The sequence below is a fragment of the Paucisalibacillus globulus genome (assembly GCF_900184735.1).
GTDB classification, from domain to species: domain Bacteria; phylum Bacillota; class Bacilli; order Bacillales; family Amphibacillaceae; genus Ornithinibacillus; species Ornithinibacillus globulus_B.
The window spans coordinates 225342-243047 of sequence record NZ_LT855399.1 but is presented as its reverse complement, the minus strand read 5'-3'; the positions used below and the strand labels follow the sequence as shown (position 1 = coordinate 243047).

Below are 17706 nucleotides of genomic sequence, written 5' to 3'. Positions count from 1 at the left end.
TAAATTAAAGGAAAGAAAAGCAGCTAACCAAACAGGCCAGCCGCTAAACGTTCATTACTTTAAAGCATCTTTTACCTTTTCAGCGATTTCCTCATCTACCCAGCTAGTCCAAATATCCTCATGTTGCTCCATCCACCAAATTGCAGCCTCTTCCGGTTCAGCACCATTTTCATCCATATAATTTAATGCTTCCTCTGTTAGTGCACTGCTAGTTTCATAGTTACTTAAGAAATCATAAACATCTGGTGCTTGTTCTGGAAAATCTTTATGAACAGCAACTACTACATCATTTGGAGGAAATTCTGTTGCTTTTGTTTCATTCCAAACTTCCTCTTCATAGGCCGGTTCTTCTAGTAATGTTAAATTATACTTTGCTGTTATAGCAGTTGGTGACCAATAATAGCCAACCCATGGCTCACCAGCCTCGTATTTGTCTACTAGATCAGCTACTGCTGCAGCATCTGAACCAGGCATAAAGTTATTCATCGTTTCATCTAAACCGTATGCTTCAAACTTCGCATTAATTGCGTCTGCTACAGCCCAGCCACTTGGAGCATTAAGAATACGTCCACGCCCTGGATCTTCTGGATCAGCAAAGACATCTGGATACTTTTTCAAATCCTCTACTGTTTTTAAATCAGGGGCTACGGGCTCAATCCCTCTTTCTTCATCCCCCTCAATTACATAAGTAGGAACATATAGCCCTTGTTCATTATCATCAAAGTTAACAGAAACCGTTTCAAAATCTCCTGCTTCGGTTGCTTCTTCATATACTTCTTTAATATTGTCTGTCCAAATTTCCATATATACATTTATATCGCCTTGGCGCAAACCTTGAACGGTTGCTGCTGTGGAACCAGAAGTAACCTCTGTTTTATAACCAAAACCTTCCTCAATAATTGTTTGAGCAATGCTGTTGTGAACACGAATACTGTCCCAACCAGCATCTGCTAGTACAATAGTTTCTAAGTCCCCACTAGACTCCGAACTACAGGCTGATAATATAATTAGAAAACCTATAATTAATGCAACACCTATTTTTTTCATCCATAAATCTCCTTTTGTTAAAATAAATTACCTTCCCAAGATATTCATGATAAAACCTTCCCATAAAAATTCCCAATAATCCAAAAATTGATTGCACATACATTGTAAAAAAATTAGCGCTAATATGTTTATTGGTAAAAAGAACACGATATGTATGAAGAATAGTAATTGATTTATTTGGGGGTTAAGAAAGGGTTTTTCATAAACGCAACACATTTAATGTTACAGAACAATTTAAAATCTATCAAACTACGTATAGAGGAATATTCGAAGATTATCTATGAGAATCCACCCTCTACTATAATAAAACTTATCTATCTAGCTTTATTACCTATAATCCTCCATATAACTCTCGAATTCTTAGTATTTAATAATGGCGAGACTCCATCATTTTCAATTATCAGTTGCATCATTTACTTTGCATGTAATCTGTTTGTAATTAATTCTTTGGATTATCATCTCCTTATCAATTCATAATGATACTTACCCAATCCTCACCCCTGTTAAACTAAAAATAATTGGAAATAATAATTGCGACATTCTAAATATCCTGTTATGATAATATAGTTCACAAGGTGAACTATTTAATAGATGAACTATTTATGTTTGGGGGTGCCCATATTTCAATGGAATTAAAAGAGCTTATCGAACGATATCAAACTGCGATTAACCAAGTTTATCGTCGGGTTAATCTCATCCTAAAAGATAAAATACATTCCGATATCACAACGGATCAATTCTCCACGTTGCATTACATTATTAAAAACGCAAAATGTACTAGTACGGATGTTGCGAATGAATTTGGCATTGGGAAAAGTGCTGTAACAGCGCAAATAAATCGTTTAGTCGATAAAGAACTAATTGAAAGAGAACGTGATGAAGAAGATCGCCGTGTTGTTTATCTCCACGTAACAGAAAAAGGAGTTAATTTCGTGAATTATACAGAAAAAGCTCTATATGAAGTACTAGGGGATTATTTAAAGAACTTTGAAAAAGATGAAATCTACACATTCATTCAATCACTAGAGAAGCTAGCAAAGATAATGAATGATGAATAAAGGGAGAGATTACGTATGAAACATATCATCCGCTTCAGATGGTTGATTGCTGTATTGTGGATTGGTGCAGCTGTTTCATTATTTGTATTTGCACCAAATCTGCAAGATCTTGTTAGAGAAAAAGGACAAATTGCTGCGCCAGAGGATTCACCATCTGTCCAAGCACAACAATTACTAGAATCGATGCAAGAAAATCAAAAAGGCAATCAAACTAGTGCCGTTCTTGTTTTTCACGAGGCTGATAGTTTTGATAGCGCAGAAAGAGAAAAAGTAGCCGAGTCCATTTCGATTTTAGAGGAAAAGAGTGAGGCACTAGGCATCTCTAATATCCTTAGTTTTATGGATGATCCTGCCATTGAAGAACAAACTGTATCATCTGATGACAAAACTATTATTGTTCCTTTTCAGGTATCATTAGAAAATCAAGACATTGATGAAGCTCGTGAGACTATATATTCAACACTTGAGAGTATTGATGTGGAGCACTATCTTACTGGTGAAGCATTTATTTCCCAGGATATTATTACCAACTCTGAAGAAGGGTTAAAGAAAACAGAAATTATTACAGTAGGCTTAATTCTCGTTATTCTATTTATTGTATTTAAATCCTTTGTAGCTCCATTTATTCCGTTATTAACAGTCGGTATTTCATATTTGGCTGCACAAGGGATTGTATCCATCTTGGCAGATAAGGTTGATTTTCCTCTTTCGACCTTCACACAAATATTCATGGTTGCCGTTATGTTTGGAATTGGAACCGATTATTGTATTTTATTGATTAGTAGATTTAAAGAGGAACTTGCAGGTGGTACTTCCATTAAAGATGCTGTCATCCGCACGTACAAAACAAGCGGTAAAACGATTCTCTATGCAGGTATTGCTGTACTAATAGGTTTCTCTACCATTGGACTTTCAACCTTCTCCCTCTATCAATCAGCAGTAGCTGTAGCAGTTGGTGTTGCGGTTGTACTAATTGCCCTTGCAACATTAGTACCATTTTTCTTAGTTGTTCTAGGGAAAAAGTTATTCTGGCCATTTGATAAATCGGTTTCTCATAAAGAGAGTAAATTATGGGGTACTGTTGGAACATTCGCATGGGCAAGACCACTAATTGCTCTACTGATTGTTGCTGTAATAGTTGTCCCTGCTCTAGTAAGCTATGATGGTGATAAATCCTATAACTCACTTGAAGAAATAGGAGATTCTTATAAATCAGTGAAAGGATTTAACTATATTTCTGATAGCTTTGGACCAGGACAAACAATGCCAACTACAGTCGTATTGGAATCAGAAAATCCAATCGACACCGCAGAAGAGTTCCAGCAAATGGAACGGATTGCCGAATCACTTGCAAAATTAAATGGAGTAGAACAAGTGAGAAGTGCAACCAGACCAACCGGTTCCATTATTGAAGACTTTAAAGTGGATACCTTCACTGGTCAGCTAGCTGATGGTGTTGGTAAGAGTACAGACGGAATAACAGAAGTACAAAGTGGCTTACAAGAAGCTTCTAGTAAATTAGAAGAATCAGGACCACAGTTAGAGGAAGCAAAAGACGGAGTTGACCAATTACTTGACGGAACAGAAGCTGCTCGTACCGGAGTGAGTGATATCCAAGCTGCATTAGAGCAAATTGAAAATGGTATTGAGTCTGGTGCTATGGGTGCAGGTGAAGTTAAGGAGAACTTACAAACCATTAAAGATAATTTAGATCAAACGATTGCCGGTAATAAAGAACTACTAAATGGATATCAGCAATTAGCCCAAGGGTTATCAGACATAAACAGTCAACAATTTGATAGTCTAAGTCAACTGCCAAGCATAATAAATCAAGTGTACAGTAGTCTAAGTACTGTCCTTTCGAATCATCCCGATTTAGAGAAAGATCAGGATTTTATGACTGCATACGTTACGTTAGAAAATATATCTAAACAAGTTGAGCCGCTATCTGGCATTCAACAACTTATGGAAACACAAGTTATTGCTCCATTCAATGCGCTTAACGAAAAGAATGAGCAGTTTAATTTAGCAAAATCTATTTCCGCACAAGAACAACTTTCTGCAGGAATTGGTGATTTAATCGCTGGAGTTGGTGAACTGGAGTCAGGTTTAAATCAAGCAGCAGATGGTCAAGACAAAGTTGTTACTAATATACCTAGCCTACAGGAAGGTTTATCCGAAATGTATGGTGGCCAGGAACAATTAAAATCGGCATTCCAGGAAATGCAAGACCAACTTGGACAATTATCATCAGGATTAACAGAGGGTGCAAATGGGCTACAACAAATTGGAAATGGATTATCAGAGGTGCAAGGGTATCTATCCGAAATCGAAACTGACGAAAATAATCCAATTGTCATGATTCCAGAGGAAGCCTTAGAAAATGAAGCGTTTATGGAAGGTGCTAATATGTACCTTTCCGAAGATAAGACCATAGCCAAATTTGAAGTAATTCTTGAATATAACCCTTATTCAACAGAGGCATTAACAATGGTTGATTCCATCCGTGAGAAGGCAGATGAGGTAAAACAAAATACTATTTTTGAAAATAGTGAAGCCTTACTAGGCGGGATTAGTAGTACCAATAATGACCTTCAAAATGTTTCAGATGAGGATTATTCAAAAACTGTATTATATATGATCATTGGTATCTTCATCATCTTAATAATTTTACTACGTTCCATTATTATGCCTATCTATCTAATTGGTTCACTAGTATTAACTTATTTCACATCCATGGCAATCAGTGAAATTATCTTTGTTAATATTATGGGTTATGATGGGTTAACATGGGCCGTACCATTCTTTGCCTTTGTTATGTTAACTGCACTCGGTATTGATTACAGTATTTTCTTAATGGACCGCTTTAATGAATATCGCGATGTGAATATTAAGGAAGCCATGATTACTTCGATGAAGAAAATGGGAACAGTTATTATCTCGGCAGCAGTTATCCTAGGTGGTACTTTTGGGGCGATGCTCCCATCTGGCGTATTATCCATTTTACAAATTGCGACAGTTGTATTAGTTGGGTTAGCACTATATGCTTTCGTAATGTTACCTTTATTCATACCAGTTATGGTAAAACTATTCGGAAAAGCTAATTGGTGGCCGTTCCGTCGTACTCACTAAACTACAATTAGAAGAAAGCTAACTTTTAGCTTTCTTCTTTTTTTCTAGCTAATTGATTTCGATTATTGGTACCCGGTGGTTGCTCAAGCCAACTATTTTTTATCATGATATCTGCACCACTTTTCGAATACCTCGCAACCTCTAATGATAACCTCTCATAGTTAATCATTAGATCACTCCGTTGACTAGCTGCTGCTGCTGTTGCATAATTTCCTATCCCAGCCTGCATTAACAAGGACACCTGAAACATCATCATTTTATCGGAAAATGTCCATGTGGTAGAATCACTTACCGCAATATCTGGCAATCTCGGGGCATCAATGTCATTGTCCATTAATATATCGACAAATAGTTTTATATGTTTTTTGGCTATCTCTTTTCCCCTCAACATATACTCCTGCACTTCTTTATTTGGGGAAGTTTGCGCATAAGATAAACAAATTTTCATTCCTAATGAATTGGTCATAATATTCATATACAGATAAGAAATCTCTATTGCATTCAATGGTCGCTTCTCGTGAAAAGGATTTAGACCACTTAAATAATCCTTACTATCAACAAAATCCGTTTCCTTTGGTACCGTAATGTTAGGATGTCTTGCATTAATTCCTTTTACAAGTTGGAGATCCAATGTCCGATTATATAGTTCAGTTGTCATTTTTAAGGCTTGCGTATAAAAATCACGTATATCCTGTCTCGTGCACATGGTAAGGAAACCAGTATATGCAATCATCCCCACTCTTGCCATATGGTTCACATATGTTAAACAAAAAGTATCCGTGTATAGCCAAGGTGCTTCCATATTAACATCTTCTTCCCCAAAAGCCTTTGGGATTGCAAATTCTTCTACTTCGAATATTTTTGTAAAATCATTCAAATGTGCATTAGACATGTCACGTGCGTACTGAACAATTGGGAGTATTTCATTATCCTTAATATCTTTTATCATAAAATTTAAGATCAATTTAGACATACTATCATTCATATAATTTGTCCAAAGTGAGGCAATCTCTCCTGATGTTAATCTAATATTAGATGACATGTTGTTCCTCCTAAGCAGTATCATAGCTAGTTTTATTGTTTCCTATCTTTGCCATATTTATCAGCAGGAATTAAAAATGTTCTTGCTTCGATTATGAAACAAGAACATTCTCCATCTAATATTTTGTAGATTCTTTTATAATCTGTACTACTCGGTCGCGTGATTTCTCACTGTGATATCTTTTCATTTTGTCTACTATTACTGGTGCTTGCTGTACTAATTTTTCAAGTTCTTTCACAAGCTTTTCTTCCGTTAATTCCTCTTCTTCTAGTACCCTGGCATAGTTCTTTTCACGGAAGGATTTAGCATTAATAATTTGATCTCCTCTACTAGCTTCTCTCGAGAGTGGAATTAATAACATAGGAATATGCAAAGCCAGAAATTCAAAGATAGCATTAGAACCTGCACGTGATAAGACAAAATTGGTGGCAGCAAAGATATCTTTTAATTCCTCGTTGACATACTCAAATTGAATATAGCCCTCTCTTTGAATTGAGTTGTCAATTTTTCCATTTCCACAAATATGAACGATTTGAAACTGGGTTAGTAATTCATCCAAGCTTTGACGAACTGTTTCATTAATTTTTTGGGAACCACCACTCCCGCCCATAATTAGAAGTACGGGTTTATGATTTTGGAATCCACATAACGCAAGACCCTTCCCTTTATCCCCCTGAAATAACTCCTCCCGAATAACTGCTCCAACATACTCGGCTTTATTCTCAGGTAAGTATTCCAAAGTCTCTGGAAAAGTTGCTAGTACTTTTTTTGAAAAAGGAATGGCTAACTTATTCGCTAAGCCAGGAGTATAATCTGATTCATGAATTACTGCAGAAACACCACGCATTTTCGAAGCTAGAACAACTGGAACTGACACGAATCCTCCTTTTGAGAAAATCACAGATGGTTTTCGCTTCCCAATAATTCTCCAAGCTTGAAGTGTTCCCTTCACTACTTTAAATGGATCCTTTAGGTTCTCTAACGACATATACCGTCGTAACTTACCTGTAGAAATTGGATAATAAGTAACATCTTCTAATTGTTCTATTAAATCACGTTCAATTCCATTTTTCGAACCAATATAATCAATTTCCCATCCTTCACGTTGGAAAACAGGAATTAATGCTAGATTAACAATCACATGGCCCGCAGTTCCTCCGCCAGTGAAGAGTATTCGTTTATTTTTCATTACTTTTGTGGTCCCCTCTTTCCAATTACACAACATCAAGCGTATAATAACTTCTATATGTGTAATTCTGTTACCTCTCTATCCTATTAAAAATCAACAGAAAAAGGAAGCATTATATATGTATCAAACAACTTCAATAAAAGAAAAGATTAAATTATTTATCATGATATTCTTTCCAATACTCATTACTCAGGTAAGCTTAAACCTAATGACGTTCTTTGATACGGTAATGTCCGGTCGAGCAGGTGCACAGGATTTAGCTGGCGTGGCCATTGGTTCAAGTCTATGGGTACCTGTATTTACCGGAATTAATGGCATCTTATTAGCTATTACACCGATAATCGCCCATTTGCTTGGTGCTAAAGATAATATTTCCATAGCGAAGAAAGTACAACAGGCCATTTACCTATCCATTGGACTTGCAGGCATTATTCTTTTATTAGGCGTATTTGCATTGAATCCTATTCTAAATACAATGGATTTAGAAATGGAAGTACGACATATTGCCAAATACTATCTTATTACCTTAGGTGCTGGGATTATTCCTTTATTTATTTTTAATACCTTACGTTGTTTTATGGATGCTTTAGGCCAAACTAGAATTTCTATGTTTATCATTTTAATTGCCTTGCCTATTAATATCGTTTTTAATTATATCTTTATTTTTGGCAAATTTGGTCTCCCTGCCATGGGAGGAATTGGTGCTGGGATTGCAACTGCGCTAACCTATTGGATGATTTGCATTTTTGCAGTTGCCATATTAATTCGATTAAAACCATTTCGTGATTATCAGATATTTTCTACTTGGGTTAAACCAAAGATTTCAGACTGGTTGGAACAATTAAAGATAGGAATTCCAATTGGTTTTGCCATTTTCTTTGAAACCAGTATTTTTTCAGCTGTAACCTTATTAATGAGTGAGTATAGCACCAACACCATTGCGGCTCACCAAGCAGCCATGAACTTCTCAGCTTTACTATACATGATTCCATTAAGTGTGGGAATGGCGTTAACCATTACAGTAGGATTTGAGGTCGGAGCAAGAAGGATGGTTGACGCAAAACTATATGGATATATCGGGATTACAGGTGGTATTTTTATTGCTATATTTAACGGTATCATTCTTTATGTATTTAATGATTTCGTAGCTAGCTTATATAATGGAGATCCAGATGTAATAGCGCTAACCGTTCAGTTTATCGGCTATGCTATTGTTTACCAGCTTGCTGATGCCTTTGGTGCACCGATTCAAGGAGCACTGCGTGGGTACAAAGATGTGAACACGACATTGATAATCGCACTTATTTCTTATTGGGTTATCGGCCTCCCAACCGGCTGGATCCTAGCAAATCACACAAACCTTGGTCCATTTGGTTATTGGGTTGGAATTATTACTGGACTGAGCTTCGGTGCTCTACTCTTATTAATAAGACTGTTGCATATTCAGAAAAAATATCGTTTAATAGTACAACAAAACTCATCCACAATGTAATATTGTAGATGAGTTTTTTATGTGGGACAATCCTCCATCATATTGTGCTACAAATTTAGATAAATAACCCTGCAATTGTTGCAGAGAGGATCGAGGCAAGAGTTGCACCCAGCAATAGCTTTAGTCCAAAACCGGAAACTTCTCCACCCTTCTCTCGATCAATTCCTTGAACCGTTCCAGCGATTATTCCAATCGAAGAGAAGTTTGCAAATGAAGTTAAAAACACGGTTACTATTCCCGTTGTTTTTTCGGAAACTTTACCTAGCATGTCTTGAAATTCTAACATCGCCACAAATTCATTTGTAACAATTTTGGTTCCCATTATACTTCCTGCATCAATTACTTCACTTGTTGGAATTCCCATAAGAATTCCGATAGGAGATAAAATATATCCCAGTATTTGCTGTAGTGTTACCCCAGCAAATACGGCTTGAATAATCCAGTTTATAAGCTCAAGTGATGCAATAAAGGCAACTAGCATCGTTCCCACAATTAAAGCAATTTTTCCACCTTCTAGAGCTCCATTTCCCATCGCTTCGAATATACTTTTCTCATTTGAAACATCCGCAATATCAACTCTATCTTCTTCTTTTGGTACTTTTACAGGGGCAATAATAGATGCAACAATTAACGCACTAAACATATTTAATGGTAACGCAACTAATACATATTTCGGCGGCAACATTTGCATATAAGCCCCAACAATTGATGCCGATACAGACCCCATTGCTGAAGCACTAACAATATACAATCGATTAGCAGTTAAATGATGAAACTGAGAGCGAACTGCAAGTAATGCTTCCGATTGACCAAAGAAAATACTATTTACTGCATTAAAAGATTCAACTTTTGGTAGACCAGTTATTTTAGAGATGATTCCACCAATATACTTAATAATAATCGGTAAGATCTTTAAATACGTAAGGACTTGTAGTATCGTTGCGAAAAAGATGATAAGTAGAAGTACGTCAAAGAAAAATATCCCACCTTCTCCTCGCATAACACCACCAAGTATAAAGTTAACACCAGCCGTACCAAATTCAATTAACTTATCAAAAACAGCTGATATTCCATTAATTATTGCTTCTCCAATCGTAGTAGAAAACATGAACCACGTTGTAAGGAGTTGAGCCAGAATCATAATCCCAATTCCTTTGAAATTAATGATTTTACGATTGTTGGATAAAAGATATGAAAGTCCAATGACTACAATGATGGCAAGTATACCGAGAATAATACTCATAGATGTGCCTCCTAAGTTAGTTAATGATTACCCTATTAGTAATACCCAAATTGTGATTGAATAATAGGATTCTTGAAATATTGTTTTTATATGTGGACGGACTCCGTTTTTCATTTTATACAAAAGTAGATATAATAATCCAGTATAAAGGCATATGACTTTATATTCAGGCAACGAAAAGACCAAAGAAGGACTTTTATATCCGTCTTCGGTCAAGTTTTTCAATTATTCTTATTTGATTTGCAAAAGGAACATAGGATAATAAATGCTGATACATTATTAACCTAAACAAGGAAAGCCCCGCTTGAGCGGGGCTTCCTTCATATATTAACCTTCTAATAATAAATCATATGGATCTTCAAGTAATTGTTTCACACGTACAAGGAATTGTACTGCTTCTTTACCATCAACAATTCGGTGATCATAAGAAAGTGCAAGGTACATCATTGGACGTACTTCAATCGAATCATCCGGCATTGCAACAGGACGCTTAATGATGTTGTGCATTCCTAGAATACCAACTTGAGGTGCATTCAAGATTGGTGTAGATAGCATAGAACCAAAAGTTCCACCATTTGTTATCGTGAATGTTCCGCCTGATAAGTCATTCAAGCCTAATTCCTTATTACGGGCTTTTTTACCTAAGTTAGCAATTTCGCGTTCTACTCCAGCGAAGTCTAAACGGTCAGCATCGCGTACTACCGGAACTACTAGACCATCATCTGTAGATACTGCAATACCAATATCATAGAACTTCTTAACTAATAGATCAGTTCCTTGGATTTCAGCATTTAGTAGTGGGAAGTCTTTTAATGCTCCTACCACTGCTTTAGTAAAGAATGACATGAATCCAAGTTTTACTCCATGTTTATCTAAGAATTTATCTTTTCGTTCACTACGTAGTTTCATAACATTTGTTAAATCTACTTCGTTAAAAGTAGTTAACATTGCTGCAGTCTGTTGAGCTTCAACTAAGCGTTTTGCAATGGTTTGACGACGACGAGACATCTTCACCACTTCAACTGGCTTATTAGGTTCAGTTGTTACAGCAGCTTTTGGCTCTTCTTTCTTGGCAGGAGCAGCTTGTTGTTTTGGTGCACTTGCAGCGGCCTCAACATCCTCAGGACGAACACGACCTAGTGGATCACGAGTTGCTACTGTACTTAAATCAATGTTTAATTCACGAGCACGCTTTCTAGCTGCTGGTGAAGCAATGACATCACGGTTTGAAGCTTCTTCTTCATGCTTAGCAGCTGGTGCTGGTGCAGCTTTTGGCTCTTCTTTAGGTGCTTCTTCTTTTGCAGCTGGTGCTTCCTCTTTTACAGGCTCAGGAGTAGCTCCACCTTCTTCACTTGCTAATGCGATGACGTCACCAACCACAACATCTTCGCCTTCTTCTTTCACAATTTCAGTAATTACACCAGAAACTTCTGAGTTCACTTCAACATTAACCTTATCCGTTTCTAGTTCAACAACTGGGTCACCTTTTTCAACTTTGTCCCCTACTCTAACTAACCATTCTGCTATCGTTCCTTCTGTAATAGACTCTGCAAGTTCTGGTACTTTAATTTCACTCATTTGGATTCTCCTCCTAATGTCGGGTTAATTGCTTGTTGTATGATTGTCTCTTGTTCGGCTTTATGGACATTTGGATCCCCAACAGCTGGTGCTGAGCGATCTGGACGGCCAATATAGCGTAATGTTTGACCCGGTTTTAATAGATCACGTAAATAATCATCTACGAAATCCCATGCTCCCTGATTTTTAGGCTCTTCTTGTACCCAAACTATTTCTTCAAGATTTGGAAGCTCTTTTAGAACTTTCTCCAATTCTTTTGTTGGGAATGGATATATTTGTTCAAGACGAACAGCGCGTAGCCAATCTAATTTCTCATCTGAACCATCAAGTGCTTCCTCAATATCAATCATGACTTTACCAGTTCCAATTAGTAAGCGCTTTGCATTCTTCTTGCTCACTTTTAAGTTTGGTTGGTTACGTAGCAACTGGAATTTTCCTTCTGTAAATTCTTTTGCCTCTGAAGCAATACGTTGATTTCGAAGCAAGCTACTTTTCGGTGTCATTAACACTAACGGACGAGCTTCTTCTTTTCCACGTAATGCTGCTTGACGACGAATTAAATGGAAGAATTGTGCAGATGATGTTACATATGCAACAATCCAGTTATTCTCAGCAGCCATTTGTAAGAACCGTTCTAATCTTGCACTTGAGTGCTCTGGTCCAGCTCCTTCATGTCCATGAGGAAGTAATAATACCATATTGGACTTATCTCCCCATTTAGCACGAGCGGATGAGATGAATTGATCAAAAATAGTTTGTGCTACGTTTGCAAAGTCACCAAACTGTGCCTCCCAAAGAACTAGTGTATTAGGAGATTGAACACTATATCCATATTCGAAACCTAATACCGCAACTTCAGAAAGAGGGCTATTACGTATATCAAACGATGCATTAGCACTTAACCCGTGAAAGATACTATATTTTTCATTTGTCACAGCATCATTTAGTACCGCATGACGGTGAGCAAATGTTCCACGCTCTGAATCCTGACCAGTTAAACGGATTGGAATACCGTCTTTTAAGATGGAGGCATAAGCAAGCGCTTCCCCTGCACCCCAGTCAACATAGTTTCCTTCTTGCAATGCTTCTTTACGTCGTTTGAAAATTCTTGCTAGCTTTTTATTTTCTGTAAAGCCTTCAGGACGTGTAAATAGTCCATTATTAAGCTCTTCCAGTTCTTCCTTCGCTACCGCAGTTTCATATTTTTCTAAGTCGGTATTTAAAGCATCAGGCATATCTTTACATTCGACTTTAACAATTTCAGTTTCATCCATGCCATCAATAATAGCTTTTAAGTTTTCTTCAATCTTAGCTACCATTTGGTCAAATTCTTCTTTAGAGACAATTCCCTTCTCTGCCAATTCATGAGCAAATACATTAGCTGCTGTAGGGTGTTTATCAATCAAACCATAAAGTTTAGGTTGTGTAACTCTTGGCTCATCCATTTCATTGTGACCATAGCGGCGATATCCTACTAAGTCTATTAAAATATCCTTATTGAATTTTTGACGATAGTCATAAGCAAGTTTAATTGCAGATACACATGCAATTGGATCATCCGCATTTACATGCATGACTGGAATCTCAAAGCCCTTTGCTAAGTCACTTGCATAGCGAGTAGAGCGACCATCCTCCTGGTTTGTTGTATATCCAAGTAAGTTGTTCGCAATGATGTGAAGTGTACCACCAGTGCGATATCCAGGTAGATTTGCAAGATTAAGTGTTTCAGCTACTACACCTTCTCCGATAAAAGCAGCATCCCCATGAATTAATACTGGAATAGCTTTTGAGACATCTTGTTTTGGATAACCACTTTCTGAACGGTCATCCTGTGCTGCTCTAGCAAACCCCTCTACTACAGGATTGACAAATTCTAAGTGAGATGGGTTGTGTGCAAGTGTGATTTTAATCTTGGTTTCGTTACCGTCTTTTACATCTTTAACAGCACCAAAGTGATATTTAACGTCACCAGTCCAACCATAGGTAATTCCTCTAGAACCCTCAGAAGGCATCAATTCCTTATTAGGTGAATGATGGAATTCTGAGAAAATTTTATCCATTGGTTTTCCTAACACATGGGCCAATACACTTAATCTACCTCGGTGTGCCATCCCCATCATAATATTTTCAACTTTATCCTCTATTGCGTACTTAACAATGTGATCAAGCATCGGAACCATAGCTTCAAGTCCCTCAATAGAGAAACGCTTTTGTCCAACAAATGTCTTTTGAAGAAATGATTCGAATCCTTCAACATTTGCTAATCGATCTAGTAATTGTTTTTTCTCATCATCAGATAGATTTAATCGAGCTTTTCCAGATTCGATATAATTCGATAACCAGTCACGCTCTTCGTCACTATCTACATGGTCATATTCAAATGTAATCGTGCCAGTATAGTATTTTCGTAACTCTTGCACAACATCAAATGCATTATCAACACCAGCTGGTGCCTTTTCCCATACCCAAGAAGCAGGAATTTCTTTTAAATCTGCTTCAGTAAGACCATAATTCCCCGGATTGAGTAATTCAGATTTTCTTTCCTCATGAATACTCACTGGATAAATATCTGCTTCTAAATGACCGAAACGACGAATAGCCTCAACTAATTTCACTGTTGAGGTAATCTTCTTGACATCATTAATAGAAGTACTTCCAGAACTTTCTTGTACCGTATTGGTTGAAGTATTCAACCAAATAGGAGCTCCATGTTGATCAAATAATTCTTTTATACTAGGATCAACTGCTTGAGGGTCCTCTTTATACAACTCATATTGTTCTTCTAAATATCCTATATTAGGACCATGAAACTCTCCCCAGAATCTTTGTGAAGATTCGTCATTTTGTGCCACGTCTTATACCCCCATTAGAAGTTAACTTTCTCCGTTTGAAAACGGTTATTATTCGACAATTCTTATTATAGAACTGACATCAAACTTCATCAACTAATATACCTTATTTTTCATAGGAGAACAATATATCTTATGTGCCTTTACACAGAAATGTATCAAATTACAAAGATAGTGAATTTTCTAATTTATACATTCATGATTTTGTAACCATTCTTAGTTCACTTTCTGTAATTTTTTCGCTATAATGGGGACAGATATGATAAGCTCATCTTTACATATGGACTTTATTAAAGGAGGATTACATATGAAATTAGCACTTCTAATGGGTGTTATCGTGACATTCCTAGTATCAATCTTCGCTGCTGGATATGATGCAAAGCCAGGAGTACCAAAGAAAAATCAATAATGTTGGTAAAACTAGCTCTTTTTGGAGGGGCTAGTTTTTTTATTTAGTGTGGGTAATCGGGTGCTTGTGACTGATACTAGAAACCTTGCGACCGAGGGGCTAGTGCTTGTGACCGATAACTGCAACCTTGTGACCGGGAATTCGGTGCTTGTGACTCATACTAGAAACCTTGCGACCGCGGGGCTGGTGCTTGTGACCGATAACTGCAACCTTGTGACCGGGAATTCGGTGCTTGTGACTCATACTAGAAACCTTGCGACCGAGGGGCTGGTGCTTGTGCCCAATACCAGCAACCTTGTGACCTTGTATCCAGTACTTGTGCCCAATACCAGCAACCTTGCGACCGAGGGGCTAGTGCTTGTGACCGATAACTGCAACCTTGTGACCGGGAATTCGGTGCTTGTGACTCATACTAGAAACCTTGCGACCGAGGGGCTGGTGCTTGTGCCCAATACCAGCAACCTTGTGACCTTGTATCCAGTACTTGTGCCCAATACCAGCAACCTTGCGACCGGGAATCTGGTGCTTTTACCCGATAACAGCAACCTTGTGACCTTGTATCCAGTACTTGTGCCCAATACCAGTAACCTTGCGACCAGAAATCCGGTACTTGTGCCCAATACCAGTAACCTTGCGACCAGAAATCCGGTACTTGTGCCCGTTACCTCCAATCTTCTACCCAGAATCCACAACAAACCAAACAAAAAACGCTACTCAACATAGTGAATAGCGTTCAAATTTTAAGTTAAATGAGGAAAACCTTGTTGCCTTAATACTTCATAAACAATAATTGCAGCTGTATTTGATAAATTTAAGGAACGTACTTTATCATTCATATGAATTCTGAGGCATTGATCCTCTTTGCCTACCAATAGATCCTTTGGTATTCCGGTAGATTCTTTTCCAAATACAAAGAATAAATCTTCTTCTGTGTTACTAAAGTCGAAATCGGTATAATGCTTTGTCCCGAAGTTTTCAATATAATAAAACTTACCCTCTGGATATTGCTCATATAAGTCAAAAATGGTTTGATGTTCCTCAATATCAACATCTTTCCAATAATCTAGACCTGCTCTGCGAACTGCTTTATCTTCTGTAGAGAATCCAAGTGGATGGATAAGATGAAGTTTTGTATCTGTAGCTAGGCAAGTTCTTCCGATATTCCCTGTATTGGCTGGGATTTCTGGTTCAAATAATACAACATGTACACTCACAATTCATTTCTCCTTGCTCTTTACCTTTCTATAATCAACTTTATTATTATATCACTTTTATCCGATACGGAAAAACTTATATTGGATATTTGGTGTGTAGGCTGTGGAATCCTCATAGGACCAATAACGTTGTCGGCTATTAGATGTATGCGCATTAACAAGTGGCATACCATAGGCATCTTTTGCGACAACAATCGTATTATGATTCCACCTACCATCTCCTTCAAAGTCGTAACAGATAACATCACCAGGTTGTAGTTCAGCTGGAGAATCTACTTCTGTTCCGGTTAACCCTTGTGTAGACCCTGCTAAGTACCACCTTAAGGAGTGGGCTACTGCCCAACTATAACTCCAATTGCTCCCTGAGTACCACCAACCCTGATTTCGATTTGGTGCCCCCCTCATCGGAGCACCTCCTGCACGTAAGCATTGTGAAACATAATTCGTGCAATCTACTTCGAATTTACGATATTGGGGATTATAACTATTCCACCATCTTTCTGCATATTGAACAGCAGCAAGGCGGTCATATACAAACCGTTCCGATTTTTCACCTTTTCCTACATCAGGAAATAACTTTTCCGTCGGTTCAACTTGTTCATTTATAACAGTCGGCCTATGATCCATAATCTCACCGGCCCTTAGTCTGAATTCATATGGAATAGTTCGTTCTTCTCTAAAAAAATGTTTGCCCTGTTTCATCAACATGGATAGATGTAGGTGATAATATACTTTTTCCTCCTGGTCATATTTCATTCGTTGGTATATATGACCCTTCCCGTTTACTTTGACTAGCTTCGCATTTCGCTTTTCATTTAATGCCTGTTGCCTTTCCCACCATTCTAATCCTTTAGATTTCGTTTCAAAAATTTCTTTCCAAAACTCTTCTAATAACTTCATAAAAATCCCCTCCATTAGAATATATGGAGGGGAGACTTGTCTAAATCAATATTTCTTCGTGCTTTAATAAGTATTCTTTTTTACTTAAACCACCATTATACCCTACTAATTTTCCACTTGTTCCTACTACCCGGTGACAGGGAACTACAATAGAGAATGGGTTTTTATTAATTGCCCCTCCAACCGCTCGAACAGCCTTTGGATTACCAATAGCTATCGCAATATCTTTGTAAGACTTTGCTTTTCCGTATGGGAGTTCATCTACTAATGCTTGCCACACTTTCTTCTGGAATTCCGTACCATAGAATGAGAACCCAATTTCAAAGGACAATCTTTCTTTATCAAAATACTCTTGTAATTGCTTGTCCACTAAAGCAACCATTTCAGGTGCATGGATGAAGTGACCTTCTTTAATATACCGTTTCACCCAATTCATCAGTTTATCTTGATTACCGGTAAACGTCCCATAATCAATTCGAACTATCTTGTTACCATCACTAACGGCTATTAACATTCCTATAGGTGTGTTGATTTCGCCATAATAAAGGTTCAT

Annotated in this window: 13 protein-coding genes; 4 read left to right on the top strand and 9 right to left on the bottom strand. The window is 37.4% G+C overall.

Annotated features, from left to right (window positions below):
* Positions 1-54: 54 nt before the first annotated feature.
* On the bottom strand, positions 55-1047 hold the full coding sequence (locus tag BN999_RS17825) for an ABC transporter substrate-binding protein (protein WP_096273673.1): 993 nt from the start codon (positions 1045-1047) through the stop codon (positions 55-57).
* Positions 1048-1622: 575 nt separating this feature from the next.
* Here BN999_RS17825 and BN999_RS17820 point away from each other — a divergent pair.
* Positions 1623-2105: a MarR family winged helix-turn-helix transcriptional regulator gene (locus tag BN999_RS17820; protein ID WP_255247517.1), complete on the top strand. Its 483-nt coding sequence runs from the start codon at positions 1623-1625 to the stop codon at positions 2103-2105.
* A gap of 15 nt (positions 2106-2120) precedes the next feature.
* The gene (locus tag BN999_RS17815; RefSeq protein WP_096273669.1) at positions 2121-5237 is read left to right on the top strand and encodes an MMPL family transporter; all 3117 of its coding nucleotides are present in this window, start codon (positions 2121-2123) and stop codon (positions 5235-5237) included.
* A gap of 25 nt (positions 5238-5262) precedes the next feature.
* Here BN999_RS17815 and BN999_RS17810 read toward each other — a convergent pair whose 3' ends face one another.
* Positions 5263-6279, bottom strand: a complete 1017-nt coding sequence (locus tag BN999_RS17810; RefSeq protein WP_096273667.1) for a DUF3231 family protein — start codon at positions 6277-6279, stop codon at positions 5263-5265.
* Positions 6280-6394: 115 nt separating this feature from the next.
* On the bottom strand, positions 6395-7468 hold the full coding sequence (locus tag BN999_RS17805; protein ID WP_096273665.1) for an undecaprenyldiphospho-muramoylpentapeptide beta-N-acetylglucosaminyltransferase: 1074 nt from the start codon (positions 7466-7468) through the stop codon (positions 6395-6397).
* Between the two features lie 118 nt (positions 7469-7586).
* Here BN999_RS17805 and BN999_RS17800 point away from each other — a divergent pair, with 118 nt between their 5' ends.
* On the top strand, positions 7587-8960 hold the full coding sequence (locus tag BN999_RS17800; RefSeq protein WP_096273663.1) for an MATE family efflux transporter: 1374 nt from the start codon (positions 7587-7589) through the stop codon (positions 8958-8960).
* 55 nt (positions 8961-9015) lie between these two features.
* Here the strand turns inward: BN999_RS17800 and BN999_RS17795 are convergent, their stop codons facing one another.
* The 3 genes from BN999_RS17795 to BN999_RS17785 form a co-directional block, all read right to left on the bottom strand.
* The gene (locus BN999_RS17795) at positions 9016-10203 is read right to left on the bottom strand and encodes a NupC/NupG family nucleoside CNT transporter (RefSeq protein WP_096273661.1); all 1188 of its coding nucleotides are present in this window, start codon (positions 10201-10203) and stop codon (positions 9016-9018) included.
* Positions 10204-10530: 327 nt separating this feature from the next.
* Positions 10531-11781: a 2-oxoglutarate dehydrogenase complex dihydrolipoyllysine-residue succinyltransferase gene (odhB, locus tag BN999_RS17790; protein WP_096273660.1), complete on the bottom strand. Its 1251-nt coding sequence runs from the start codon at positions 11779-11781 to the stop codon at positions 10531-10533.
* Positions 11778-14633, bottom strand: a complete 2856-nt coding sequence (locus BN999_RS17785) for a 2-oxoglutarate dehydrogenase E1 component (RefSeq protein ID WP_096273658.1) — start codon at positions 14631-14633, stop codon at positions 11778-11780. Before BN999_RS17785 ends, odhB begins: the two co-directional genes overlap by 4 nt.
* Positions 14634-15099: 466 nt before the next feature.
* On the opposite strand from BN999_RS17785, the gene BN999_RS17780 reads away from it, so the two are divergent.
* On the top strand, positions 15100-15762 hold the full coding sequence (locus BN999_RS17780) for a hypothetical protein (RefSeq protein ID WP_096273656.1): 663 nt from the start codon (positions 15100-15102) through the stop codon (positions 15760-15762).
* Positions 15763-15779: 17 nt separating this feature from the next.
* Here the strand turns inward: BN999_RS17780 and BN999_RS17775 are convergent, their stop codons facing one another.
* Genes BN999_RS17775 through BN999_RS17765 form a run of 3 tightly spaced genes read right to left on the bottom strand, consistent with a single transcriptional unit; the run spans position 15780 to position 17706 of the window.
* Positions 15780-16253: a tRNA (cytidine(34)-2'-O)-methyltransferase gene (locus tag BN999_RS17775; RefSeq protein ID WP_096273654.1), complete on the bottom strand. Its 474-nt coding sequence runs from the start codon at positions 16251-16253 to the stop codon at positions 15780-15782.
* Between the two features lie 57 nt (positions 16254-16310).
* Positions 16311-17153, bottom strand: coding sequence for an amidase domain-containing protein (locus BN999_RS17770; RefSeq protein WP_096273652.1), 843 nt, complete (start codon positions 17151-17153; stop codon positions 16311-16313).
* Positions 17154-17193: 40 nt separating this feature from the next.
* The gene (locus BN999_RS17765) at positions 17194-17706 is read right to left on the bottom strand and encodes a methylated-DNA--[protein]-cysteine S-methyltransferase (protein ID WP_096273651.1); all 513 of its coding nucleotides are present in this window, start codon (positions 17704-17706) and stop codon (positions 17194-17196) included.

Bases quoted from the DNA above. Each gene is read 5' to 3' on its own strand.
- BN999_RS17825 (WP_096273673.1), bottom strand. From the start codon at position 1,047: ATGAAAAAAATAGGTGTTGCATTAATTATAGGTTTTCTAATTATATTA.
- BN999_RS17815 (WP_096273669.1), top strand. From the start codon at position 2,121: ATGAAACATATCATCCGCTTCAGATGGTTGATTGCTGTATTGTGGATT.
- BN999_RS17810 (WP_096273667.1), bottom strand. From the start codon at position 6,279: ATGTCATCTAATATTAGATTAACATCAGGAGAGATTGCCTCACTTTGG.
- BN999_RS17805 (WP_096273665.1), bottom strand. From the start codon at position 7,468: ATGAAAAATAAACGAATACTCTTCACTGGCGGAGGAACTGCGGGCCAT.
- BN999_RS17800 (WP_096273663.1), top strand. From the start codon at position 7,587: ATGTATCAAACAACTTCAATAAAAGAAAAGATTAAATTATTTATCATG.
- BN999_RS17795 (WP_096273661.1), bottom strand. From the start codon at position 10,203: ATGAGTATTATTCTCGGTATACTTGCCATCATTGTAGTCATTGGACTT.
- odhB (WP_096273660.1), bottom strand. From the start codon at position 11,781: ATGAGTGAAATTAAAGTACCAGAACTTGCAGAGTCTATTACAGAAGGA.
- BN999_RS17770 (WP_096273652.1), bottom strand. From the start codon at position 17,153: ATGAAGTTATTAGAAGAGTTTTGGAAAGAAATTTTTGAAACGAAATCT.
- BN999_RS17765 (WP_096273651.1), bottom strand. From the start codon at position 17,706: ATGAACCTTTATTATGGCGAAATCAACACACCTATAGGAATGTTAATA.